22 protein-coding genes, 1 tRNA gene and 1 pseudogene are annotated in these 23,287 nt (G+C 69.9%); 11 read left to right on the top strand and 13 right to left on the bottom strand.

Annotated elements, in window-relative coordinates; translation table 11 throughout:
- Positions 1 to 8: 8 nt before the first annotated feature.
- The 4 genes from K7G59_RS10500 to K7G59_RS10515 all read left to right on the top strand — a co-directional run bounded on the left by K7G59_RS10500 (position 9) and on the right by K7G59_RS10515 (position 6,375).
- Positions 9 to 1,445, top strand: a complete 1,437-nt coding sequence (locus K7G59_RS10500; protein WP_225832617.1) for an FtsW/RodA/SpoVE family cell cycle protein — start codon at positions 9 to 11, stop codon at positions 1,443 to 1,445.
- On the top strand, positions 1,442 to 2,929 hold the full coding sequence (locus tag K7G59_RS10505) for a penicillin-binding protein 2 (RefSeq protein ID WP_225832619.1): 1,488 nt from the start codon (positions 1,442 to 1,444) through the stop codon (positions 2,927 to 2,929). The genes K7G59_RS10500 and K7G59_RS10505 overlap by 4 nt, the downstream gene beginning before the upstream one ends.
- A gap of 214 nt (positions 2,930 to 3,143) precedes the next feature.
- Positions 3,144 to 5,132 (top strand): Stk1 family PASTA domain-containing Ser/Thr kinase, encoded by a 1,989-nt coding sequence (pknB, locus tag K7G59_RS10510; protein ID WP_225832621.1) that lies wholly within the window; start codon positions 3,144 to 3,146, stop codon positions 5,130 to 5,132.
- 202 nt (positions 5,133 to 5,334) lie between these two features.
- Positions 5,335 to 6,375 (top strand): restriction endonuclease, encoded by a 1,041-nt coding sequence (locus tag K7G59_RS10515; protein WP_225832623.1) that lies wholly within the window; start codon positions 5,335 to 5,337, stop codon positions 6,373 to 6,375.
- A gap of 89 nt (positions 6,376 to 6,464) precedes the next feature.
- Here the strand turns inward: K7G59_RS10515 and K7G59_RS10520 are convergent, their stop codons facing one another.
- The 6 genes and pseudogenes from K7G59_RS10520 to K7G59_RS10545 form a co-directional block, all read right to left on the bottom strand.
- Complete coding sequence (locus K7G59_RS10520) at positions 6,465 to 7,220, bottom strand: class E sortase (protein WP_225832625.1); 756 nt, start codon at positions 7,218 to 7,220, stop codon at positions 6,465 to 6,467.
- A gap of 22 nt (positions 7,221 to 7,242) precedes the next feature.
- Complete coding sequence (locus tag K7G59_RS10525) at positions 7,243 to 8,421, bottom strand: class E sortase (RefSeq protein WP_225832627.1); 1,179 nt, start codon at positions 8,419 to 8,421, stop codon at positions 7,243 to 7,245.
- Positions 8,418 to 9,056, bottom strand: coding sequence for an aminodeoxychorismate/anthranilate synthase component II (locus tag K7G59_RS10530; protein WP_023548428.1), 639 nt, complete (start codon positions 9,054 to 9,056; stop codon positions 8,418 to 8,420). Before K7G59_RS10530 ends, K7G59_RS10525 begins: the two co-directional genes overlap by 4 nt.
- Positions 9,053 to 9,214: a hypothetical protein gene (locus tag K7G59_RS10535; protein WP_225832629.1), complete on the bottom strand. Its 162-nt coding sequence runs from the start codon at positions 9,212 to 9,214 to the stop codon at positions 9,053 to 9,055. Before K7G59_RS10535 ends, K7G59_RS10530 begins: the two co-directional genes overlap by 4 nt.
- Positions 9,215 to 9,266: 52 nt before the next feature.
- A pseudogene (locus K7G59_RS10540) lies at positions 9,267 to 9,530 on the bottom strand (sortase domain-bontaining protein); the annotation flags it as partial.
- Between the two features lie 40 nt (positions 9,531 to 9,570).
- Positions 9,571 to 10,359: a DUF881 domain-containing protein gene (locus tag K7G59_RS10545; RefSeq protein WP_225832631.1), complete on the bottom strand. Its 789-nt coding sequence runs from the start codon at positions 10,357 to 10,359 to the stop codon at positions 9,571 to 9,573.
- A 152-nt stretch (positions 10,360 to 10,511) separates the two neighbouring features.
- Here K7G59_RS10545 and crgA point away from each other — a divergent pair, with 152 nt between their 5' ends.
- Complete coding sequence (gene crgA, locus K7G59_RS10550; RefSeq protein ID WP_225832633.1) at positions 10,512 to 10,766, top strand: cell division protein CrgA; 255 nt, start codon at positions 10,512 to 10,514, stop codon at positions 10,764 to 10,766.
- Positions 10,767 to 11,027: 261 nt separating this feature from the next.
- Here crgA and K7G59_RS10555 read toward each other — a convergent pair whose 3' ends face one another.
- Both K7G59_RS10555 and K7G59_RS10560 read right to left on the bottom strand, forming a co-directional pair.
- Positions 11,028 to 11,918, bottom strand: a complete 891-nt coding sequence (locus K7G59_RS10555; RefSeq protein ID WP_225832635.1) for a rhomboid family intramembrane serine protease — start codon at positions 11,916 to 11,918, stop codon at positions 11,028 to 11,030.
- A 112-nt stretch (positions 11,919 to 12,030) separates the two neighbouring features.
- Entirely contained in the window at positions 12,031 to 12,561 is a 531-nt protein-coding gene (locus tag K7G59_RS10560; RefSeq protein WP_225832637.1) for a peptidylprolyl isomerase, read from the bottom strand.
- 272 nt (positions 12,562 to 12,833) lie between these two features.
- Between K7G59_RS10560 and K7G59_RS10565 the strand changes: the two genes are divergently transcribed.
- Entirely contained in the window at positions 12,834 to 13,532 is a 699-nt protein-coding gene (locus K7G59_RS10565; RefSeq protein ID WP_225832639.1) for a DUF5324 family protein, read from the top strand.
- Between the two features lie 230 nt (positions 13,533 to 13,762).
- Here the strand turns inward: K7G59_RS10565 and K7G59_RS10570 are convergent, their stop codons facing one another.
- On the bottom strand, positions 13,763 to 14,158 hold the full coding sequence (locus K7G59_RS10570; RefSeq protein ID WP_225833105.1) for an iron chaperone: 396 nt from the start codon (positions 14,156 to 14,158) through the stop codon (positions 13,763 to 13,765).
- Positions 14,159 to 14,225: 67 nt separating this feature from the next.
- A complete protein-coding gene (locus tag K7G59_RS10575; RefSeq protein ID WP_225832641.1) occupies positions 14,226 to 14,681 on the bottom strand; it encodes a carboxymuconolactone decarboxylase family protein in 456 nt (151 codons plus the stop codon).
- A 185-nt stretch (positions 14,682 to 14,866) separates the two neighbouring features.
- Here K7G59_RS10575 and K7G59_RS10580 point away from each other — a divergent pair, with 185 nt between their 5' ends.
- The gene (locus K7G59_RS10580) at positions 14,867 to 17,299 is read left to right on the top strand and encodes a tetratricopeptide repeat protein (RefSeq protein ID WP_225832643.1); all 2,433 of its coding nucleotides are present in this window, start codon (positions 14,867 to 14,869) and stop codon (positions 17,297 to 17,299) included.
- 210 nt (positions 17,300 to 17,509) lie between these two features.
- Here the strand turns inward: K7G59_RS10580 and K7G59_RS10585 are convergent.
- Positions 17,510 to 17,582: transfer RNA gene (locus K7G59_RS10585), tRNA-Ala, on the bottom strand.
- A 182-nt stretch (positions 17,583 to 17,764) separates the two neighbouring features.
- Here K7G59_RS10585 and K7G59_RS10590 point away from each other — a divergent pair.
- Together K7G59_RS10590 and K7G59_RS10595 are read left to right on the top strand one after the other, a co-directional pair.
- Positions 17,765 to 18,313: a helix-turn-helix transcriptional regulator gene (locus K7G59_RS10590; protein WP_225832646.1), complete on the top strand. Its 549-nt coding sequence runs from the start codon at positions 17,765 to 17,767 to the stop codon at positions 18,311 to 18,313.
- Positions 18,314 to 18,454: 141 nt separating this feature from the next.
- Positions 18,455 to 19,936 carry a serine/threonine-protein kinase gene (locus tag K7G59_RS10595; protein ID WP_225832648.1) on the top strand — a complete coding sequence of 494 codons (1,482 nt, stop codon included), beginning with the start codon at positions 18,455 to 18,457 and terminating at the stop codon, positions 19,934 to 19,936.
- Here K7G59_RS10595 and K7G59_RS10600 read toward each other — a convergent pair.
- Together K7G59_RS10600 and K7G59_RS10605 are read right to left on the bottom strand one after the other, a co-directional pair.
- On the bottom strand, positions 19,900 to 21,225 hold the full coding sequence (locus K7G59_RS10600; RefSeq protein WP_225832650.1) for a hypothetical protein: 1,326 nt from the start codon (positions 21,223 to 21,225) through the stop codon (positions 19,900 to 19,902). The genes K7G59_RS10595 and K7G59_RS10600 overlap by 37 nt on opposite strands.
- Positions 21,226 to 21,540: 315 nt before the next feature.
- Complete coding sequence (locus K7G59_RS10605; RefSeq protein ID WP_003999697.1) at positions 21,541 to 21,669, bottom strand: DLW-39 family protein; 129 nt, start codon at positions 21,667 to 21,669, stop codon at positions 21,541 to 21,543.
- Positions 21,670 to 22,018: 349 nt separating this feature from the next.
- Between K7G59_RS10605 and K7G59_RS10610 the strand changes: the two genes are divergently transcribed.
- A complete protein-coding gene (locus tag K7G59_RS10610) occupies positions 22,019 to 22,441 on the top strand; it encodes a DUF6344 domain-containing protein (protein ID WP_225832653.1) in 423 nt (140 codons plus the stop codon).
- A gap of 234 nt (positions 22,442 to 22,675) precedes the next feature.
- The gene (locus K7G59_RS10615) at positions 22,676 to 23,284 is read left to right on the top strand and encodes a UTRA domain-containing protein (protein WP_225832656.1); all 609 of its coding nucleotides are present in this window, start codon (positions 22,676 to 22,678) and stop codon (positions 23,282 to 23,284) included.
- Positions 23,285 to 23,287 lie beyond the last annotated feature (3 nt).

The raw sequence follows: 23,287 nt of genomic DNA on the forward strand, positions 1-23,287 counted from the left end.
GTCACACGATGAGCAGTACTACGAACCCGCCGACGCATCACACGTCCACGATCGGCGCCATCGGCGCGCCCAGCCGCCGCAACACCGAACTGGCCCTACTGGCCTTCGCCGTGGCCATCCCGGTGTTCGCCTACGCCAACGTGGGCCTGGCCATCGACGACAAGGTGCCCGCGGGCCTGCTGAGCTACGGCCTCGGCCTCGGCCTGCTGGCCGGCATCGCCCATGTCGTCGTACGGAAGTTCGCGCCGTACGCCGACCCGCTGCTGCTGCCGCTGGCCACCCTGCTCAACGGGCTCGGCCTGGTCGCCATCTGGCGGCTCGACCAGTCCAAGGCACTGCAGCAGATCCATGTGGCGGGCGGCAAGGCGACCACCCAGCTCATGTACACCGCCATGGGCATCGCCCTGTTCGTCGCCGTGCTGTTCTTCCTCAAGGACCACCGCACGCTGCAGCGCTACACCTACATCTCGATGGCGGCCGCGCTGTTCCTGCTCCTCCTCCCGCTGGTCCCGGGCCTCGGCCTCAACGTCTACGGCGCCAAGATCTGGATCTCGGTCGGCGGCTTCACCATCCAGCCCGGTGAGTTCGCCAAGATCGTGCTCGCGATCTTCTTCGCCGGCTACCTGATGGTGAAGCGCGACGCGCTGGCCCTCGCCAGCCGCCGGTTCATGGGCCTGTACCTGCCGCGCGGCCGTGACCTCGGGCCGATCCTCGTCGTCTGGGCGATCTCGATCCTCATCCTGGTCTTCGAGACCGACCTCGGTACGTCGCTGCTGTTCTTCGGCATGTTCGTGATCATGCTGTACGTCGCCACCGAGCGGACCAGCTGGATCGTCTTCGGTCTGCTGATGTCCGCGGTCGGCGCCGTCGGCGTGGCCTCGGTCGAATCGCACGTGAAGATGCGCGTCCAGGCGTGGCTCGACCCGATGAAGGAGTACACGCTCTCCCAGCAGGGCGTCGACGGCCACTCCGAGCAGGCCATGCAGGCCCTGTGGGCGTTCGGCTCCGGCGGCACCCTCGGCTCCGGCTGGGGCCAGGGCCACTCCGAGCTGATCAAGTTCGCCGCCAACTCCGACTTCATCCTCGCCACCTTCGGCGAGGAACTGGGCCTGGCCGGCATCATGGCCATCCTGCTGATCTACGGCCTGATCGTGGAGCGCGGCGTACGCACCGCCCTCGCCGCCCGCGACCCCTTCGGCAAACTGCTCGCCATCGGCCTGTCCGGCGCCTTCGCCCTCCAGGTGTTCGTCGTCGCCGGCGGCGTGATGGGGCTCATCCCCCTGACCGGTATGACGATGCCGTTCCTCGCCTACGGCGGTTCGTCCGTGATCGCGAACTGGGCGCTCATCGGCATCCTGATCCGCATCAGCGACACCGCCCGCCGCCCGGCGCCCACCCCCGCCGGCAACCCCGACGCCGAGATGACCCAGGTGGTCCGCCCGTGAACAAGCCCCTGCGCCGGATCGCGATCTTCTGCGGGCTGCTGATCCTCACCCTGCTGCTGCGCGACAACTGGCTCCAGTACGTCAAGGCCGACAGCCTCAAGGACGACCCGAAGAACCGCCGCGTCACGATCGCCCGCTACTCCACACCGCGCGGCGACATCATCGTCGACGGCAACCCCATCACCGGGTCCAGCGAAGTCAGCACCAAGGGCCTGAACGACCTCAAGTACAAGCGCACCTACAAGAACGGCCCCATGTGGGCACCGGTCACCGGATACGCCTCGCAGGCCTTCGGCGCCACGCAGCTCGAGGCCCTCGAGGACGGCATCCTCACCGGCAACGACGACCGGCTGTTCTTCCGCAAGACCCTCGACATGATCACGGGCAAGGAGCAGCAGGGCGGCAACGTCGTCACCACCCTCAACGCGGCGGCGCAGAAGGCCGCGTGGGAGGGCCTGAAGTCCCGGGGCGGCAAGGGTGCCGTGGTCGCCCTGGAGCCCTCCACCGGCAAGATCCTCGCGCTGGCCTCCTATCCGTCGTACGACCCCTCGTCGTTCGCCGGGTACACCAACGCCGACGCCAAGGCGTGGAAGAAGCTGCAGAAGAAGTACAACCCCGCCGACCCGATGCTGAACCGGGCGCTGCGCGAGACCTACCCGCCGGGCTCCACGTTCAAGGTGGTCACCGCGGCGGCAGCGCTGGAGAACGGCAAGTACACCTCGGCCGACGAGAAGACCGACTCGCCCCTGCCGTGGACCATGCCGGGCACCAGGACCCAGCTGAAGAACGAGGGCAACATTCCCTGCGAGAACGCGACCATGCGGGTCGCGCTGCAGTACTCCTGCAACACCGTCTTCGGCAAGATCGGCGCCGACCTCGGCAACGACAAGATGCTGGAGGAGGCGAAGAAGTTCGGCTTCGACGCCGAGCAGTTCACCCCGGTCCGCGCCAACGCGTCGGTCTTCTCCGACGACATGAACTCCTCGCAGACCGCACTGTCCTCGATCGGCCAGTACAACACCGCCGCCACCCCACTGCAGATGGCCATGGTCGCCTCGGCGGTCGCCAACGACGGCAAGCTGATGAAGCCGTACATGATCGACAAGCTCCAGTCCTCCAGCCTGGACACCGTCACGCAGACCGAGCCGCAGGAGCTGAGCCGCCCGCTGTCCTCCAGCAACGCGCAGATCCTGCAGTCGATGATGGAGACGGTCGTCAAGGAAGGCACTGGCAAGAACGCGCAGATCGGCGGCGGAGTGACCGTCGGCGGCAAGACCGGTACCGCCCAGCACGGCGTCGCGAACAGCGCGAACCCCTACGCCTGGTTCATCTCCTACGCCAAGCTCCCCGACAACAGCTCGCCGGTCGCGGTCGCCGTGGTGATCGAGGACGAGAACGCCAACCGTGACGACATCTCCGGCGGCGGCCTGGCCGCGCCGATCGCGAAGAGCGTCATGGAGGCGGTCATCAACTCCAAGAAGTGATCTCGCCGGCCCGGGTCATCCGAGGAACCGACCCTGGTGAGTGACGCCGCTCACACCCCTTCACATCGTTGCACGTTGCGATACCGGTCCTGTATCGGGTTACGGGCTTGGCCAGGTCATACAGAACGAGCCGGGTACGGTAGGCCCGGACGGCAGCCTTGGGCCGTGCACGGAGGTGCACGGCCGAGACCGACGGAGAGGGCTGGTAGTAGCTATGGAAGAGCCGCGTCGCCTCGGCGGCCGGTACGAGCTGGGCCAGGTGCTCGGCCGTGGTGGCATGGCGGAGGTCTACCTCGCGCATGACATCCGGCTCGGCCGCACCGTGGCGGTGAAGACGCTGCGCGCGGACCTCGCGCGTGATCCGTCCTTCCAGGCCCGGTTCCGCCGGGAGGCCCAGTCGGCCGCCTCGCTCAACCATCCCGCGATCGTCGCGGTCTACGACACGGGCGAGGACTACATCGACGGGGTCTCCATCCCGTACATCGTGATGGAGTACGTGGACGGCTCCACGCTGCGTGAGCTGCTGCACTCCGGTCGCAAGCTGCTGCCCGAGCGGGCGATGGAGATGACCGTGGGCATCCTCCAGGGCCTGGAGTACGCCCACCGCAACGGCATCGTCCACCGTGACATCAAGCCGGCCAACGTCATGCTGACCCGCAACGGCCAGGTCAAGGTGATGGACTTCGGTATCGCCCGCGCCATGGGCGACGCCGGTATGACCATGACGCAGACGGCCGCGGTGATCGGTACGGCCCAGTACCTCTCGCCGGAGCAGGCCAAGGGCGAGCAGGTCGACGCGAGATCCGACCTTTATTCGACCGGCTGCCTGCTCTACGAGCTGCTGACCGTCCGCCCGCCCTTCGTGGGCGACTCCCCGGTGGCGGTGGCCTACCAGCACGTCCGCGAGGAGGCCCAGCCGCCGAGCGTGTTCGACCCCGAGATCACTCCCGAGATGGACGCGATCGTCCTCAAGGCACTGGTCAAGGACCCGAACTACCGCTACCAGTCGGCCGACGAGATGCGCGCCGACATCGAGGCCTGCCTCGACGGCCAGCCGGTCGGGGCCACGGCGGCGATGGGTGCGGTGGGCTACGGCGGCTACCCCGACGACCAGCCGACGACCGCCCTGCGCCCCGACCAGGGCGCCGGCGCGACCACCATGCTCCCGCCGATGAACCCGGACGACGGCGGCTACGGCTACGACGAGCGCCCCGACCGCCGCCGCCAGCAGCAGAAGAAGTCCAACACCTCCACGATCCTCCTGGTCGTCGCCGGCCTCCTGGTGCTCGTCGGCGCGATCCTCATCGGGAAGTCGGTGTTCAGCGGGGACGACGCGGCCAACGACAAGGTGCCGGTGCCGAACTTCGTCGGCAACAGCTACAGCGCCGCCCAGAAGATGGCCGTCAACTCCGACCTGCAGCTGGGCGAGCCCACCCGGAAAGCCTGCGCGAACCAGCCCAGGGGCAACGTGTGCTCGCAGGACCCGCAGCAGGGCCTGAAGGTCGCCAAGAACACGGTCGTCCACGTGGTCGTCTCCACGGGCGCGCCCAAGGTCCTCGTGCCGGACGTACGGGGCCAGCAGTACGACCAGGCCGAGGCCCTGCTGAAGGACAAGGGCTTCCAGGTCGAGAAGAAGACCCAGGTGTCCACCCAGACACCGGACGTCGTCATCACGCAGGACCCGACGGGCGGCGTCCAGAAGGAGAAGGGCACCACGATCACCCTCACGGTCGCCAAGCCGGAGGAGAAGGTCACGATCCCCAGTGACGTCGTCGGCAAGTCGTGCGACGAGGCCAAGACCGAGCTGCAGCAGCTGGGCCTGGTGCCGACCTGCAACGACGCACCCGTCACCGACCCCAACCAGGACGGCAAGGTCACGGGCACCAATCCTGCCGGGGGCCAGCAGGTCTCCAAGAACACGCCGATCGCGGTGAGCGTCGGCAAGCTTCAGGGAAACACCAGCGGCCCGACGACGGTTCCACCCGTCCAGGGCCACACGCTCAAGGACGCCACGAAGATGCTGCAGGCCCAGGGTCTCCAGGTCAGTGTCCAGGGCCCCCAGGATGACAAGGCCATGGTGATGGGCTCCAACCCGCCCCCGGGCAGCTCGGTCAACGCAGGGGACACCGTCACCCTGATCACTGTCGACCAGAGCGGCGGCGACCAGGGCGGCACGAACATCTTCGGCGGTGTCAACGGCTGACGCCACGCACCGCTACGAAGGGGTCCCTGCCGGAAGATTCCGGCAGGGACCCCTTCGTCACGTCAGGGTGGTGATGTGTGAGGCAGTGGCACTCCAGCGCCCCCGTCGATCGTGTCTTCGCATTTCACGCGTCGTTGAACGGGTGGGGTGGGTACTCACAGCTCTGCCCCGGCCGGACAGCCACGCACCGGAGGGGCGGAACGTGATCAACGAATCGGCGCTGCTGGAATCGAAGACGCTGCGCAGCAGCGTGCTCGACCGCACAGACGTGCTCGACAGGGTGAAGGCCCTGTCGCTCCTCCCTGACGGGATGCATGTGACGACAGCGATGGTGGCGGCCTACTTCGAGGTCACCGTCGAGGCTGACCGTCAGCTCACCAAGCGCCACCGCGAAGAACTGGCAGCCAACGGAATGGCGGTACTGCGTGGCGCTGACCTGCGACAATTCGAGAGTGACAACGTGTCACTCTCGCTGGGCAGTTATCCACAGGCGCGCCGGAACCTCACCATCTACTCCCGCCGAGCCGTCCTCAACGTCGCCATGCTCCTCCGCGACAGCGAGGTCGCCCGTCAGGTGCGCACGTACCTCCTCGACATGGAGTACCTGGCGCGCACACAGCCTGTGGACAACCTCGGCACTGCACACCTCCCCTCCCTCGACGACCGCATCGATCAGCGCATCAGCCAGATCCTCGGCAAGACCGTCGTGCCCCTGTTCAACGCCCTGATCGCTTCGTCCAGCGAACATCGCCGCGAACTCGTCGAGCTGCGTCAGGACATCGAGAACGTCGAGCAAAGGCTGTGCTGGCACCACAGGCGCCTCAGCACACTCGAAGGAGACGTCCCGACCGACACCGTCAGGGCATCGCTCAGCAGCATGACCTGGCAGGCGCTGGAACGGCATGTGGCCGATCTGCTCCGCCGCGACGGCTGCACTGACGTCGTCGTACGACCCGCCCGCAGCGACCGGGGCATCGACGTGACCGCGCGTGCGGCCGACGGACGTACCGTGGCCGTGCAGTGCAAGAACCGGAGCGGTCGCTGGAGCGTCCCCAGCGCCGACATGCAGAAGTTTGCCGGCGCGGCACGAACCGTAGACCGTATGGACGTGGCTCTGTTCGTCGCCACCTGCAACTTCAGCGCCGAGGCACAAGCCGTCGCCGAGCTGAGCGGCGTCATCACGGTGAACCGTGACGAATTGGAGGCGTGGAGCGCAGGCGCCCGCCTCAAAGCGCTGCGATAGCTCCGTCGAAGAGGCCCGAAGTCGCAAGTCGATGTTGCGGCTTCGGGCCATCGCCGTGGTAGACGACAGAGCTGCTCGCAGGACGTCTGTCAGCCTCGCAGCTCCCTCGGCGGGGTCCGCTTGCTGTCCACCTTCTCCACGCGGACCAGTTCGCCCCACACCGCATACCGGTAACGGGAGGTGTACACGGGCGTGCAAGTCGTCAGGGTGATGTAGTGGCCCGGCTTCTTCCTGCCGGACTCCTTGGGCACCGAGGCGAGGACGTCGACGTCGTACTTCGAGGTCTCGGGGAGGATCGCGAAGACCTTGTAGACGTACCAGTCGTCCCTCGTCTCGAAGACGACCGGGTCGCCCTCCTTCACCTTGTCGATGTTGTGGAACTTGGCGCCGTGGCCGTCCCGGTGGGCGGCCAGGGCGAAGTTGCCGTCCTTGCCCGACGTGGGCAGGGTCGCCTTCACGGGGTCCGTGTAGTAGCCGGCGACGCCGTTGTTCAGGACGTCGGTGCCGGTGCCCTTCTCGACCAGGACCGCGCCGTTCCGCATCGCGGGCACGTGCAGGAAGCCGATGCCGTCCTTGGTGTCGAGCGCGCCGGGGCCGGAGTCGGTGGCGTGGGCCCAGTGGTCGCGGACCCTGTGCGCCTGCCGGTCGGCCTTGCGGTCCGCTATCACGTTCGTCCACCACAGGGAGTAGACGACGAACAGGCCGAGCACCAGGCCCACCGTGATGAGGAGTTCCCCGAAGACGCTGACCACCCGGGCGATCCGGCCGGAACGCCGGCGGCCCGGGGTCGGTGCCTCCTCGGACGCGTCGCTGTGCTCTTCGGTCTCGTCGGCGGTCGCTGTCACAGTTTCCTCTGCCCCTGCTCGACTAATCGATCAGCTCGTCCGGCTTGCCTTTGCTGCGCGGGCGTTCCTCGACCATCTTGCCCCAGACGATCAGCCGGTACTTGCTGGTGAACTCCGGCGTGCAGGTCGTCAGGGTGATGTAGCGGCCCGGCCCGGTGAAGCCGGACTGCGGCGGGACCGGGTCCAGCACGCTGGTGTTGGACGGCGGCGTCACCGGCAGCGTCGACGTCACCTTGTACACGAAGTAGGTGTCCTGCGTCTCCACCACGACCGCGTCGCCCGGCCTGAGCCTGTTGATGTAGCGGAAGGGCTCACCATGCGTGTTGCGGTGCGCGGCCAGTCCGAAGTTACCGGTCCTGGCGTACGGCATCGCCGTCTTCAGCGGGCTTTCGCCATAGTGTCCGACCATGCCCTTGTCGAGCACCTTCTTGTTGCTGACTCCCTCGGCGATCGGCGCCACCACGTCCAGCTTGGGGATGTGCAGGATTGCGAAGCCCTGCCCCGGCTCGAACACCCCCGGCGCCCGCTTGCCGCTCGCCCAGTCGTGCTGGAGGCTGCGGGTCTCCTTGCCGGCCTGCGCGTGCGCCCGGACGTTCGTCCACCACAGCTGGTAGGTGACGAACAGCAGCATCAGCACGCCGGTGGTGATGAACACCTCGCCGATCACCCGGCTCGCGACGGTCGCCGGGCTCGGCTTGCGCAACCTCGCCTGCCGCCGCGCCTCCACCCGGCTGAGCGGGCGCTCCGGGTCCCGCTCCGGGTCCCGCTGAGGGTCCCGCTCCGGGTCCCGCTGAGGGTCCGCCTCCTGTGCGGGCGCCGCCCCACGGCCCGCGCCGTGCCGTCCGCCGCGCCGCTTGGCGGCCTTTCTGCGGGCCGCACGGCCACCCGGAGTGGTTCCAGCGGCAGCGCGGGCCGAAGAGGCCCCGGAGGCGCGTACGGATGGGCTCTCCAGGCCCGCCCGAGGCGGATCGGGGATCCGCAGCGCCATCGTCTCGTCGTCCAGAGCCGACGGCTTCTGCACCGGCGGCTTCCGGCCCGGCGGCTCCGGGTCCGGCAGCTCCAGGGCCGGCAGTGGTGTCGTCGGCGGGTCGCCCGTACCCGGATCCGCGCCCATGGCCCCGCCCGCGTACGGCGCACTGCCGTACGGACCGTACGGCGGCTCGCCGTACAAGTCCTCGCGCTCGGGGCGCAGCGCGGTCACGCCGTGGCCCTGCCCACCACCGGGGCGAGCCCCGCCGATCTCGCCACGGCACCCTGGTCGCCGCACTCCACCAGCCAGTTGGCCAGCATCCGGTGCCCGTGCTCGGTCAGCACCGACTCGGGATGGAACTGCACCCCCTCCACGGGGAGTTCACGGTGGCGCAGGCCCATGATGATGCCGTCGTGCGTGCGGGCCGTGACCTCCAGCTCGGCCGGAACCGTCGCCGGCTCGGCGGCCAGGGAGTGGTAGCGGGTCGCCGTGAAGGGGGAGGGCAGGCCCGCGAAGACGCCCTTGCCCTCGTGCTCCACCAGGGAGGTCTTGCCGTGCAGCAGCTCCGGCGCCCGGTCCACCACCCCGCCGTACGCCACCTGCATCGACTGCATGCCGAGGCACACGCCGAAGACCGGCACCCCGGTCGCGGCGCAGTGGCGGACCATGTCCACGCACACGCCCGCCTCCTCCGGCGTCCCGGGACCGGGCGAGAGCAGCACACCGTCGAAGCCGTCCTGGGCGTGTGCCGTCGACACCTCGTCGTTGCGCAGGACCTCGCACTCGGCGCCCAGCTGGTACAGGTACTGCACGAGATTGAAAACGAAGCTGTCGTAGTTGTCGACGACGAGAATCCGCGCGCTCACTGGTTGTCCACCGTCACATCGTTGAAGGGCAGCAGCGGTTCAGCCCAGGGGAAGACGTACTGGAAGAGGACGTAGATCACGGCCAGGGCCAGTGCGAGGGAGATCAGCGCCCTCACCCACACGTTCCCTGGCAGATGCCGCCAGATCCAGCCGTACATGCCGTCCCTTCCGTATCCCCACGGCACCTGACTCCCGCCGCACTGCACCAGACTAACGGCGCAGAGCCCTCGGTTCGCCTGACTCCACGGGCTGTGCGGAGTCCGGTGCACCCGGACGATCAGCCGGTGGCTGTGTCCCCCTGCGGTGAGCAGGTGGTCTGAGCGTGAGGCACCGGCCCCGACGCGTGCACCCGGACCCAGGTGGCCCAGCATCGATGACGTTGACGTCGGTGGGGACGGTTTTGTACGACCCTTTGTCGATCCGGTACGTGAGCCAGGTCGTCCCGTCGGTCGGCACCACCGCGTCGCCCGGCCGCGTCCCGGCGACGCGCACCGGCGGCGCCTGGCTGGGGCACCTACTTCGCGGGCTCGGCGTAGTGCAGATCCACTGTGCCCGAGTAGCCCGGCAGAGTCACCGTCCCGTCCTCGGTGACCTTCCAGCCGAGGCCGTAGACGTTCACGTAGACCATGTAGGTCTGGATCGCCTTGCTCGCCGCGAGCGCCCGCTGGAGCCGTCCCGGATCGCCGACTGCGGTGATCTTGTACGGCGGCGAGTACACGCGGCCCTGGAGGATCAGGGTGTTGCCGACGCAGCGCACCGCGCTGGTGGAGATCAGCCGCTGGTCCATGACCTTGATCCCCTTGGCGCCGCCCTGCCAGAGGGCGTTCACCACGGCCTGCAGGTCCTGCTGGTGGATGACCAGGTAGTCCGGCTGCGGCTCGGGGTAGCCGGGGAGCTTGGCGGTGGCGTTCGGCGGGGCGTCGTTCAGGGTGACGGTGATCGCCTGGCCGGTGAGCGGCCGGGTGCCCGCGCTCTTCTCCAGCCCGGTGAGCTTCTCGTCCTGGGCCCTGGTGCTGCCGCCGTCGCTCTTGGCCAGGGACTCCACGCTGTCGCGCAGGGCCGCGTTGGACTCGTCCAGCTCCTTGTTCTTGCGGCTGCGCTGCTGGATCAGGTCGGACAGCTTCAGCAGGGAGTCGTCCCGGCGGATGTCGGTGCCCTTGGCCGTGTCGAAGCTGGTGAAGAAGATGAGCCCCGCCAGCGCGAAGACGGCGGCCGTGAGGATCCGCACGGGCCGGAAGCGGGGCCCGGGAGCGGGGCTGGAACCCGTTGATCCCGTCCCGGGGGAGTCGGCAGAATTGCTCAACGTACCCTTATCTCCTTCGGCGCCGCGGAAGCACTACGCTAACGGACGCCCGGGGGAGGATTCAGCGTGCCCTTGCTGTCCCCTTGTACGCTGCCCCGAGCCCGACCCAGTTACCTGCGCGGCCACGCAGCGCATCGACAGGAGAGACCCTCGTGCCGAAGTCACGTATCCGCAAGAAGGCCGACTACACGCCGCCGCCGGCGAAGCAGGCGCAGGCGATCAAGCTGGACAGTCGCGGCTGGGTCGCGCCGGTCATGCTGGCCATGTTCCTCATCGGCCTGGCCTGGATCGTCGTCTTCTACGTGACCGACGGGTCGCTGCCCATCGACGCCCTGGACAACTGGAACATCGTGGTCGGTTTCGGCTTCATCGCCGCCGGGTTCGGTGTCTCCACGCAGTGGAAGTAGCGCGGGCAGCAGCTCCGGAACAGCTCTGCCCAGGGCTTGTCCCCTGAGTTATCCACAACCGCTGTCCACACGGTGGGGAAAAAGAACGACCATCTGTGGATAACTCGCTGGGCGTTGACGCCGGTGTGACTGCCCTACCGGCCGCCGCACGCCCGTTCGCCCCCTGTTTGACCTGGGAAAACACATCCGAGCAACAGGGGGCGCAGCTGTGTCCGCACACTGTGCACAAGATCCGCCACACTCTGTGGACAACGGTTCGGTTCAGGTGAGCTGAGCGGTCCTGATCAGGACGAGGACGACGGTGAGGGCCAGCACCAGCGCACAGGTCCCGTACTGAATCAGCGCCCGCCTGTGGCGTGGGGCATGCACCATCGCGTACCCGGTGACGACACCCGCGACGAGCCCGCCGATGTGAGCCTGCCAGGCGATGTTCGAGACCTCGAAGGTGATGATCAGGTTGATCACCAGAAGGGCCATGATCGGCCGCATGTCGTAGTTCAGACGGCGCATCAGCACGGCGGTGGCGCCGAAGAGGCCGAAGATCGCTCCGGAGGCGCCCAGGGACGGCTGGCCGGGCTCGACGAGCAGATAGGTGAGGGCGCTGCCCGCCAGGCCGGAGACGATGTAGAGGGCGATATAGCGAGCGCGGCCGAGGGCGGCTTCCAGGGGGCCGCCGATCCACCACAGGCTGAGCATGTTGAACAGGATGTGGGCGTACCCGCCGTGCAGGAACATCGCGGTCAGCAGCCGGTAGTACTGGCCCTCCGTGACACCCTGCAGCCCGCCGAGGTGGTAGGAGTAGAACCGGCCGACGAGTTCGAACCGGTCGGTGAAGCTGTCGCCGACCGTCAGCTGGACCAGGTAGGCGGCGAGGTTGATGCCGATCAGCAGCTTGGTGAGCAGCCGCGGGTCGGCCGTCAGGGTGCCCCCCGCGACCGTACGCGGCCGGGAAGCGGCGGGGGTGGGCCCGGTGCCTGATCCGCCGCGCACACAGTCGTGGCACTGGAAGCCGACCGACGCGCTGATCATGCACTCGGGGCAGATGGGGCGTTCACAGCGGGTGCAGCGCACGCCTGTCTCGCGGTCCGGGTGCCGGTAGCACACGGGCAGGCCGCTCCTGGCGTCCTGCGTGCTCCCTGCTGCCTGGTCCATGAGATCCCCTTGCTCGTCGTGGTACTACCCCCCGGGCAACACCCCGCCCCGCTCATCCTTACGGACGAGCGGGGCGATTGGTTCCCCGCGCGTGGCGCGCGGGCGGTGGGCCTCAGCCCTCGCGCTTCTCGACGACGACCGACTCGATGACGACGTCGTTGACCGGGCGGTCGCTGCCCCTCGTGGGCACGGCGGCGATGGCGTCCACGACCTTCTGGCTGGCCTCGTCGACGACCTCACCGAAGATGGTGTGCTTGCGGTTCAGCCAGGTCGTCGGCGCGACGGTGATGAAGAACTGCGAGCCGTTGGTGCCCGGGCCGGCGTTGGCCATGGCGAGGAGGTACGGCTTGTTGAAGGAGAGGTCGGGGTGGAACTCGTCCTCGAACTTGTAGCCGGGGCCGCCGATGCCGGTGCCCAGCGGGTCGCCGCCCTGGATCATGAAGCCGCTGATGACCCGGTGGAAGATCGTGCCGTCGTAGAGCTTGTCCTTGCTCACGGCGCCGGTGGCCGGGTGCTTCCACTCGCGCTCGCCCGTGGCGAGCTCGACGAAGTTGTTGACCGTCTTGGGCGCGTGGTTCGGGAAGAGCCGGACCACGATGTCGCCGTGGTTGGTCTTCAGGGTGGCGTAAAGCTGCTCGGCCACGATCTGCCTTCCGTTGTCTTTCCGTGACTCCCAGATCCTCGCACGACCGTGGCCGTTCGTCGCCCGGTGGGCAGGAGTTCCACCGGGAAGCGGGACCCGGGGCGGGCTTTCCGCGGCAGTGCCGTGGCAGGGTGCTGTTGCACGGATGCGCTCTGTATGGGGTGGTAGGCACCCATATGCCCGCTCCGCATGCCAGGCTGAGCGTTCACAGGCATGATCCGTAAAAGGGTGGAAAGGCGATATACCGTACCGCCACCGAGGAGGAGGAACCCGTGACCCGCATCGACAGCGTGCGCGCCGCGACCGGCTCGGCGAAGGACAGCGTGCTGCACGCCGCGGAAGTGGTGGCACCGTACGCCGACACAGCCAGGGAGCGTGCCGCGCACTATGCCCAGGAGGCGCGCGTACGGCTTGCGCCCGTGATGTCCCAGGCCGCCGAACAGGCGCGCGTGCAGTACGACGCCCGGCTTGTCCCGCGTCTCGAACAGGCCCGTGCGCATGTGCCGCCGAAGGTGGACCTGGCCGCGCACGAAGCCGCCGCCCGTACCCGCAAAGCCGCCCGGCAGGCGGCCGAATACTCGCGTCCGAAGATCGAGCAGGCGGTGGCCGTGGCCGCTCCGGTGCGTGAGGAGGCCGCCGCACGCGGCGCCGCCGCCCTGGCCGCGCTGCGCGGCAATGTCTCGGCGGAGGACATCCAGAAGATGGCCCGGCGCAACGTGCGGCGCTCGCGGGCGGGCCGTGCCGCCAAGACGGCGGCGCTGCTGACCGCTCTGGCGGGCAGTGCGTTCGCGGCCTGGAAGTGGTGGGACAAGCAGGCCAACCCCGACTGGCTGGTCGAACCGCCCGCCGCGACGGAGGTGCCCGAGGCGGGCCGGCTCAGCTCGGTGGACGGCAGCGGCTCGGTCCTTGACCCGGAGGTCCAGGCGAAGGAGGCCGAGGACGAGTCGACGGACGACGACGATCAGGGCTGAGCCGAGGGTGGGTCAGACCCGGACGACGCGGTCCGTCGGTCCTGGGACGGCGCGGGTCGGTCAGACCTGGGACGGCGCGGGCGAGGGGCGAACCAGTCCCGGGACGGCGCGGGCGAATGAGTCTGGAACTGCTGGGGGCGGGGCGGGCGAGGTGGGACTGTCGCCCGCCCGTCCCCCTGCATGTTTCACGTGAAACGTGAACCAGCGGCGTGTCGCCTTGCTGTCAGCGCTCAGCTCACCGCTTTCCTCACCAGTTCGGCGATCCTCGCCTCGCCGGCGGCGGTCAGCTCCTTCAGGGCGAAGGAGGCAGGCCACATGGCGCCGTCGTCGAGGTTCGCCTTGTCGCTGAAGCCGAACGTGGCGTATCTCGCGTTGAACTTCTGCGCGCTCTGGAAGAAGCAGACGACCTTGCCGTCCTTGGCATACGCGGGCATCCCGTACCAGAGTTTCGGCGCCAGCTCCGGCGCGCCGGCCTTGATGACGGCGTGGATGCGTTCGGCCATGACCCGGTCCGAGTCCTGCATCTCGGCGATCTTTGCGAGCACGGCGGCCTCGTCCTCTGCCGCCTTCGCGGCGCGCGATCCCCGGCGCGCGGACGCCTTCAGCTCCTGGGCGCGCTCCTGCATCGCGCTGCGTTCCTCGGCTGTGAAGCCCTGGGATGCTGTCACTGATGTTCTCCTCTCCCGCTGCCCGTCAGCCCCACGCGCCGGCGATCTGGCGGGTGGTGGCGTTGAGCCGGTTGAACAGGTTGGTGACGCCGACCATCAGCACGATCGCGGCCAGCTGCTTCTCGTCGAAGTAGGTGGCGGCCGTGTCCCAGATCTCGTCGCTCACCGCGTCGGGACGGTCCGCCAGCCGCGTCGCGGCCTCGGCCAGCGCCAGGGCGGCCCGCTCCTCCTCGCTGAAGTACGGGGCCTCCCTCCAGGCAGCGACCGTGGCCAGCCGCTCGTCGCTCACCCCGGCCTTACGAGCCGACCTGGTGCCCATGTCGACGCAGGCGCTGCAGCCGTTGATCTGGCTGACGCGCAGGTGCAGCAGTTCCAGGATCTGCCCGTCCACACCTGCGGAGTGCACGACCTTCATGAGTTCCTGGATGGGCTGCATCGCACCGGACAGCACCATGGCGGGGTTCTGCATGCGGGACTGCATCTGATCTGCTCCTCTTCCGGTTCGTCGCCCGGTGTTCCCGGGGTGTGACTCCATGACAGCCGGACCGGCGTGCCGCGGCGATGGCGATGGGACACCGTGGGACAGCCGTAACGGCCTTGACCAGCGGCGACTTGGCCCGGGAGATTTCTTCCCGAGTGGGACAGGGAGACGGGGGAACGGTGGACGTGCGTCAGCAAAAGCAGCAACAGCAACAGCGGACGGTGAAGGGCGATCCCCACGAGGAGCTGGCGGCCCGGCTGCGTCTGCTCCAGGAACTGTCCGGGCTCGGCGTACGGGCCCTCGCGAGGGACACCGGCCTCAGTTCATCGTCGCTGTCCCGCTACCTCGGCGGGCAGACCGTGCCGCCCTGGCCCGCGGTGGTGGCCCTCTGCCGTCTCGTCAAGCGCGATCCCCGTCCCCTGCGCCCCCTGTGGGAACGGTCCTCGCATCCCTTGCCGGCGCCCCCGAAGGCGAGCCGCGAGGTCCATCCGCGTCCCCGTAACGATCTGCCGCGCGACGTGTCCGACTTCACGGGGCGCGAGGAGCAGCTCGCCGCCGTGTTCGCCGCGGTGGACAGCCACCGGGTGGTCGCCGTCGACGGCATGGCGGGCGTCGGCAAGACCTGTCTGGCGGTGCACGCCGCACACCGGCTCGCCGACCAGTACCCGGACGCCCAGCTGTATGTGGATCTGCACGGGTTCACCGAGGGCCGGGAGCCGCTCGATCCCGACTCCGCGCTGCGGATGCTGCTCGGGGCGCTGGACGTGCCGTCCGAGAGGGTCCCACAGGAGGGCCTCGAACAGCTGGCCGCCTGCTGGCGGTCGGAGCTGGCCCGCCGCCGGGCCGTCGTGGTGCTCGACAACGCTGCCGACGCCGAGCAGGTCCGTCCGCTGCTGCCCGGCGCCGGGGACACGGTGGCCCTGATCACGAGCCGCAACCGGTTGCTGGGCCTGGACGAGGTGCCCCCGGTGTCGCTGGACGTACTGAGCCCGCGGGAGAGCGCGGAGCTGCTGGCCCGTGCGAGCGGCGATCCCGGCGGCCCGGGGGGCAGGCTGGCCCGCGATCCTGAGTCCGCCGCCGAGGTGCTCCGGCTGTGCGGCCGGCTGCCGCTGGCCCTGCGGCTGGCCGGGGCCCGGCTGCGGCACCGGCCGGGCTGGACCGTGGGCGTCCTCGTCGAGCGGATGTCGGAAGGCGTGAGCGAGTTCGACGCCGTGTTCAGCGCGGCGTTCGCCATGTCGGTGCGGCAGCTGAAGCGGTCCCAGGGGCGCCTGTTCCGGTTGCTGGGCCTGCTGCCCGGCGCGTCCTTCGACGAGTACGTGGTGGCGGCGCTGGCGGAGGTGCCGCTGCGCGAGGCCCGGGCGATGCTGGAGGACCTGCTCGATGCGCACCTCGTCCAGCAGCCGGCGGCGGACCGTTACCGGCTGCACGACCTGGTGCACCAGCACGCTCGCCGGGCTTGCGCGGAGCTGGATCCGCCGGCCGAGCGGGAGCGGGCGCTGGGCCGTGTGCTCGACTACTACGTGCACGCGGCAGCCGCCGCCGACGCCGCGATGCCGTTCCTCGCGCCCGGCCGCTCGGCCTCTGCGGGCCGTCCTCCGGCCGAGCTGCCGCGGTTCGCGGACAAGAACGAGGCCTTTGCCTGGCTCGTCACGGAGTACGGGAACCTGATGGCCGCCTTCGAGACGGCGGTCGCCGTCGGCGCCGACCGGCATGTGTGCGAACTGCCGCGGTTCCTGCGGGCGTACTTCGCACGGCGGTGCGGCACGACGCATCTCAATGTGCTCTTCGAGCGGGCGCTGGCCGCCGCGCAGCGCGTGGGCGATCCGCTGCAACTGGCCGAGGCGCACAGCGACCTGGGCTTCGCTCGCTACAACGCGGGCCGGATGGCGGAGGCCGCCGCGGCGTACGAGGCGGCCGAGCGGGGCCTGTCCGGGGCGGGGGACACGCACGCCGAGGCCGAACTGGCCATGCGCCGCGGCTATCTGAGCTGGGACACGGGGCACATCGAGGAGCCGCTCGCGCTCTTCCGGCTGGCGGGAGAGCTGTACGAGCGGGTCGGCAGCCCGACGGGTGCGGCCCACGCCGCGGCAGCGGAGGCCTGGGCGATGCTGCAGCTGGGCCACCGCGAGGAGGCGGCACAGCGGGCCCAGCAGGTGCTGTGCGTCCCGCACCCCGACCCCGCCTGGCCGCCCACGCTGACGGCTCGGATCACCCTCGGCGTGGCGATCGCCCACGAGGCACCCGACGAGGCGACGCAGCACCTGCGCCGGGCGCTGGCACTGTCCCGCGAGGACCGGCACGTGCACAACGAGGCGTGGTGCCTCAACTGCCTTGGTGTCGCGCTCCGTCAGATGGGCCGGTACGAGGAGGCCCTGGCCAGCCACCGTGCGGCCTTCGCCCTGTTGGACGAGCTGTTCGAGGAACACTGGAAGGTCCGCTTCCTCAACGGCTATGCCGAGACCTGCCGTCTCGCGGGCCTGCCCGAAGAGGCCCTGCGCCTGCACCGGCAGGTCCTGGAGCTGGCACCGAGGCTGGGATACCGCTATGAGGAGTCCTTGGCCCACGAGGGCATCGCGACCGTACTCGCCGAGACGGGCAGCCGGGCCCCGGCTCCATGAGCTCCGTACGCTCCATGAGGCCGAGGGCGGGGACCACCGACGTCCTGCCAGGGCCGCACCCTCGGGTGCGGCCTGTCTGCGCCACTGGCGGATCAATGGGCGGCGGGACACGGGCCGGCCCTGGTGAAAGCTGAGCCGAGCAGTACGGAAAACCGGCACAAAAAGACCCCCCTGAACCGCGTTTCCGCAGTTCAGAGGGGTCATACAGAGTGGAGCCTAGGGGAGTCGAACCCCTGACATCCGCCATGCAAAGACGGCGCTCTACCAACTGAGCTAAGGCCCCGGGCATGAACGCCCGGCCGGAGGGTCTGTGTCCCGACGGGCGTCACAGAACAGAGTACCGGGTCACCCCCGGTATCCCGCAAAAAGATTGGGGGTCCCCGAGGATGACCACGCTCCGTAAGATGCTCGGCGTGGTTCGCTACAGCGAACCGCGGTTTCTTGGGGAAGCGATGGGGAGACGCAATGGACGCCGCACAGCAGGAAGCCACCGCGAGAGCGCGAGAGCTGCAGCGGAACTGGTACGGGGAGCCGTTGGGGGCGCTCTTCCGTAAGCTCATCGACGATCTCGGGCTCAACCAGGCCCGGCTCGCGGCAGCCCTGGGGCTGTCCGCCCCGATGCTCTCGCAGCTGATGAGCGGCCAGCGGGCCAAGATCGGCAATCCCGCGGTGGTTCAGCGGGTGCAGCTGCTGCAGGAGTTGGCGGCACAGGTTGCGGACGGCAGTGTCAGCGCCGCCGAGGCGACCGAGCGCATGGACGAGATCAAGAAGTCCCAGGGAGGCTCGGTGCTCATCAACACCACGCATACGACGAACAGTTCGGGCGCCCCCACGGTCAAGCGGGTGGTCCGCGAGATCCAGTCGCTGCTGCGCTCGGTGGCCGCCGCCGGTGACATCATCGACGCCGCCGACACCCTCGCCCCGACCCACCCGGAGCTGGCAGAGTTCCTCCGGGTCTACGGCGCCGGCCGCACCTCCGACGCGGTCGCGCACTACCAGGCCCACCAGAGCTGACACCGCGGCCCGGTTCGCCGGAGGGGGTCCGGGACCGGGCCGAGGCAGCAAAGAGGGAAGCAAGGGGGAAGCAAGGGTCTGAAGGGGGAACACCGGGGGAGGCAAGGGGGATGACCACACGGGGAGGAGCGACACGTAGCCATGGGTGAGGTCTTCGCCGGACGGTACGAGCTGGCCGACCCGATCGGACGCGGTGGTGTGGGTGCCGTATGGCGTGCCTGGGACCATCGCCGACGGCGTTACGTGGCCGCCAAGGTGCTGCAGCAGCGCGACGCCCACTCCCTCCTGCGCTTCGTCCGGGAGCAGGCCCTGCGGATCGACCACCCCCATGTCCTCGCCCCGGCCAGCTGGGCCGCCGACGACGACAAGGTGCTGTTCACCATGGACCTGGTCACCGGCGGCTCCCTGGTCCACCTCGTCGGCGACTACGGCCCCCTCCCGCCGGCGTTCGTGTGCACCCTGCTCGACCAGCTCCTGTCCGGGCTCGCCGCGGTGCACGCCGAGGGCGTCGTCCACCGGGACATCAAGCCCGCCAACGTCCTCCTCGAGGCCACCGGCACCGGCCGGCCGCGGCTCAGGCTGTCCGACTTCGGCATCGCCATGCGGCTCGGTGAGCCTCGCCTGACGGAGACCAACCTCGTCGTCGGCACGCCCGGTTACCTCGCTCCCGAACAGATGCTGGGTGCCGAACCGGACTTCCCCGCCGACCTGTTCGCGGTCGGTCTGGTCGCCCTGTATCTGCTCGAAGGAGCCAAGCCCGACGCCAAGGCACTCATACAGTACTTCGCGGAACACGGCGTCCCGGGTGCCCCCAAGGGCATTCCCGAGCCGCTGTGGGACGTCGTCGCCACCCTGATCCAGCCCGATCCCGAGGCCCGTTTCCGTACCGCCACGGGTGCGCGCAAGGCGCTCGCCTCCGCCGCGGAACTCCTCCCGGAACCGGGCGTCGACGACGAGCTGATCGAGATCTTCGACCAACTCGGCCCCCTGCCGCCAGGATTCGGCCCGGACGGCCCTCTCAGGGCGGCCTCCGGGGTGGCTGCGGAGTTGCTCAGGAGTGCCGGTACGAGCCCCGGTACGAGCCCCGGTACGAGCGCCGGTACGAGCGCCGAGGGCGACTCCGGCACCACACCGTGGGGGACGGGGACTCCCCGGACGGCGACTCCGGGCACGGGGGCCGGAACTCCGGTCGTTGGACCGGTCGGGGCACCGGTCGGCGGACCGGGAGGTACGGACCGCTTCCCTTCCTCCGCGCCGTCCCCAGCACCTCCGTCCGCCATGTCGGACACGGGGAGCTTCCATCTCCCGCCACCAGGGACACCCCCGGCCACCCCCCAGCGCCCGTACCCGCCGGAGCCGTCCACCCCACCGTCGTACGCCGCCCGGCCGTACACGCCCCAGCCGCCCCAGCAGCCCCTGCAACACTCCCAGCAGCCGTACTCCACGGCCTCCACCGCTTCGTACACCGCCCAGGAGCCGGGACCGTCGGCCCCCTCCGTGCGCGGCCGACGGGCGCGTCGGGCAATTCGGCGGCCGGGTCCCCCCGCCAAGGTGGTGATCCCGGTGCTGCTGCTGGCGCTGGCCTGTTACGCCGTGGGCTTCTGGGCCCTGGCCCGCATCTGAGGCCGCCGGGCGGCCACCGTCCAGCCGCCGAGCACCAGCAGCAGCGCGCTACCCGTACCGATCCCGCCGACGGCGAGCGCCATCATCGCGGTGTCGTCGCCACCGCTGTCGCCGCCACCGGTGCGGCCCATGCCGCCGGTCATCGCCGCCTCCCGGTCCTGCTCCGTGACCGTGAAGACGCCGCCCGGCTCGGACCGCCCGGCATATCCGGGCCCGGCGTGCGCCTGCCCGTCGATCCGTACCCTCAGCGTCACCGGGAACGGCCCCTGCCCGAACGTTCCGGCCAGCTGTTCACTCAGGTGGACGACCAGGTAGTAGTCCCCGGCGAAGCGCATGGCGGCGGCCCGGGCGATGACGGCGTACCGGTTGGCGTACTCGACGGGCGGCAGCGGGTCGAGGGTGGCGGACCGCTCGGTGCCGGTGTAGCCGAGGGCGGCGTCGTCGACGTAGCCGCGCGCGGGGTTGTACAGGGACAGGTTCAGCGCGCCGCCGACGTAGCCGCGCCCCGGGGCAGCGCCCAGTTCGGCGGTGGCCTGAAGGTGGCGGCCCCAGTCGACCGGCACCTTGAAGAAGGCGGTTCCGCCGGGGGCGAGGGCCGTCCGCCACACTCCCTGGCCGAGCAGGCCGGCCCAGGCGAAGCCCGTACCGCCGGACCGGTCCGCGGGCTTGCCGGTGAGGGGTTCGGGGGAGGCGGAGCTCCAGGTCCGCGGAGCCGTCGTGGGCCCGGGGCGTGTGAGGCGTGGTTCCGTGACGGGCGCTATCTCCAGGTCCCAGCGCTGTGGTGCCGAGGCCGCCGCGCCGGGGCCCTCGGCATCGAGGCGTTCGACGAGCACGTAGTACGGGCCGGCCCCCTGGCACAGCGCCTTGCCGGCCTCGCGCCGGCCCAGGGCCGTGACGGGGCGGGGGCTGAGCCCGGCGCCGAAGCGGGCCGAGGCGAAGGAGCAGGAGCCCCCGTGCGCGTCCTGCACCGACACGCGGATCCCGTCGGTGGCGGTGACGGTGGTGCCGGCCGGCGGTACGGCGGTGACGGGGACGTACGCCGTGGTCGTGGCGGCGAGGTCGAGGCGGTAGTACAGCCTGCCGTTCCTCGGGATGGAGCCGCGGTAGGTCCGGCCCGGCTCCAGCCCTACGGCTTCGGCGGGGTCCGCCGCGCCGGTGACCGACCGGGCGCCGGGCGCGAAGCCGTACGCCCCCGGCCGCGCGCCCGCCGGGGACGCGGCGGCACCAACGGCGACATCGGCAGCCGCAATCACGGACACGGCCACGGACATGGTCACGGCCACGGTCACGGCGCGAACCAGCCGCCGTACGCCTGGCCGGCACGTCCTCGTATGCGCTCGCCCCCACCCTCGCCCCCGCACCAGGCACCCCCTGCCGCTCCGCCACCGCCGCCCGTCGCAACCGTCACCGGGACCGTGGCCCATCCTGCCCCGCGCACCACTGCGCCATCCGTGCAATCCGCAGGGCTGTCCGAACCGGCCGCCGCGTCCGGAACACGGTCACCCGGCGCCGCCCACGGCCGTACACCGCCCAGCGGGGCCCGGCAACACGAAACCCCGGCCGCGGGGGCGACCGGGGTCTGTGTCAGTTTCTGATGTCGGCACTCACGAACCCGTGGGCACGGAGTCGGTGGCCTCCGTCCACAGATCCTGCTCGGCGCGATCCGCCTGGATCTGGCGGTACACGAGGAGCCCGCCGATGGCGGCCAGTGCGACCAGGAGCAGCTTCTTCACCGCGCAACCTCGTCTTTCCTTGACGTAGGGGACCTCTGGCGCCCGACTATACACACCGGCCGATATCGATCGGTGACCTGCGCCGTGGCCCAACTCAGGCCTCCGCCAGCGCAATAGGCCAGGTCCACGGGGTTTCGACCAGAGGGTGATCACACCCGCACGGACGGTTACTTTGCTCCCCCTTCGCTCGCTATCACCACGCTTTGGGCGTTTCCTCCGCACTCATGCACCCATCCGAGTGGTGTTCATCTGAACATCAACGCGCCACGGGCGTCGGTCCACCACTTCGCGATCCTCATACACAGCATGAGGAAAGTACGCAAATCGCCCGACCCGAAAGTGAGGGGCCATGGCCCGGAACAAGGTCATGCAGCTGTGGACCGCCATCGTCACCGCCTTCCTCGCGCTGTGCACGGCGCTCGGACTCGTCACCGCCGCCCCCGCCGCCGCGACGGCCGCGCCCCGCACCGAGAGCCCGAACAGCGACAGCGTCCCGCACCGGACGGTGCCGACGACCCCGGTGATGACGCACTGGTCCCGGCCCTGGTCCCACGCCAGGGCCCTGCCCCCCACGATGAAGCAGCGCATCAGGGCCGAGGCCCACGGGAAGTCCCCGAGTTGCCGCCACAGGCCCCTCGCCAGGCCCCTCGCCAAGCCCCTCGCCAAGCCCCTCACCGATCCCGCCGCCAAGCCCCTCACCGATCCCCTCACCGAGACGGAAGAGGAAGGCGCCGGATCCCTGTCCCGGTCGGCGCTCGCGCTCGCCTGCTGACCGGCCGCACACGCGGCACGCGGACGTCTCGACACACGGCGACTTGCGTACGCACCAGTCGACACGGAACGACCCCCGGCCGGACCCGGCCGGGGTCTCGCATGTTCGGAGTTCCCTGGCCCGTCCACCGCCATCCCCGGCTCGGCACCCCCTCTTCCGGAGTCATAGGCTGACGGAAGGAACGCGCCGACGCACCGCGGCGGGGGCCGAGCCAGGACGGAGCCGTGAGCACCAGTGCCCAAGGCGGACGAACAGACCAGCCCGCGCACCCGGGCCGTGCGCGACAACCGGCGTCACCAGTGGGAGAAGGACCGGGTCCACAAGCCGCCGGCCGTCCGGTCCGAAGCCGGCGCGACCGAGCACGAGACCGGCCTGACCCCGGGCGACCTCGTCTTCCGGGCGCGGTACCGCGAGACCGGCGCCTCCAGGGAGCTGGCGGAGATCTTCGGGGTGCCCGAGGGCACGGCTCTCCTCGAACGCCGCTACCGCACCCGTCACACCGCGGAGACGGCCCCCTTCGGGCTCGTGACCTCCTACCTCCCGCGTTCCCTGGTCACCCCCAATCCCGACCTCCTGGACGCCTCGAAGGAGCCCTGGCCCGGCGGCACGCACCACCAGCTGTCCACCGTGGGCGTCGAACTGGACCGCATCGAGGAACGTTTCACCGCGCGTCCGCCGGCACCCGAGGAGGCACGGGAACTGGAGCTGCCGCCGGGCACACCGGTGATCCTGCTCCGCAAGACCTCGTACGACACCGGGGGCCGGGTCGTCGAGGTCTCCTACGTCGTACTGCCGGGCGACCGTACCGAGTTGCTCTTCACCACTGCTCTGGAAAGGTGGTGAGTG

The sequence above is a fragment of the Streptomyces sp. NK08204 genome (genome assembly GCF_020400585.1).
Classification (GTDB): Bacteria; Actinomycetota; Actinomycetes; order Streptomycetales; family Streptomycetaceae; genus Streptomyces.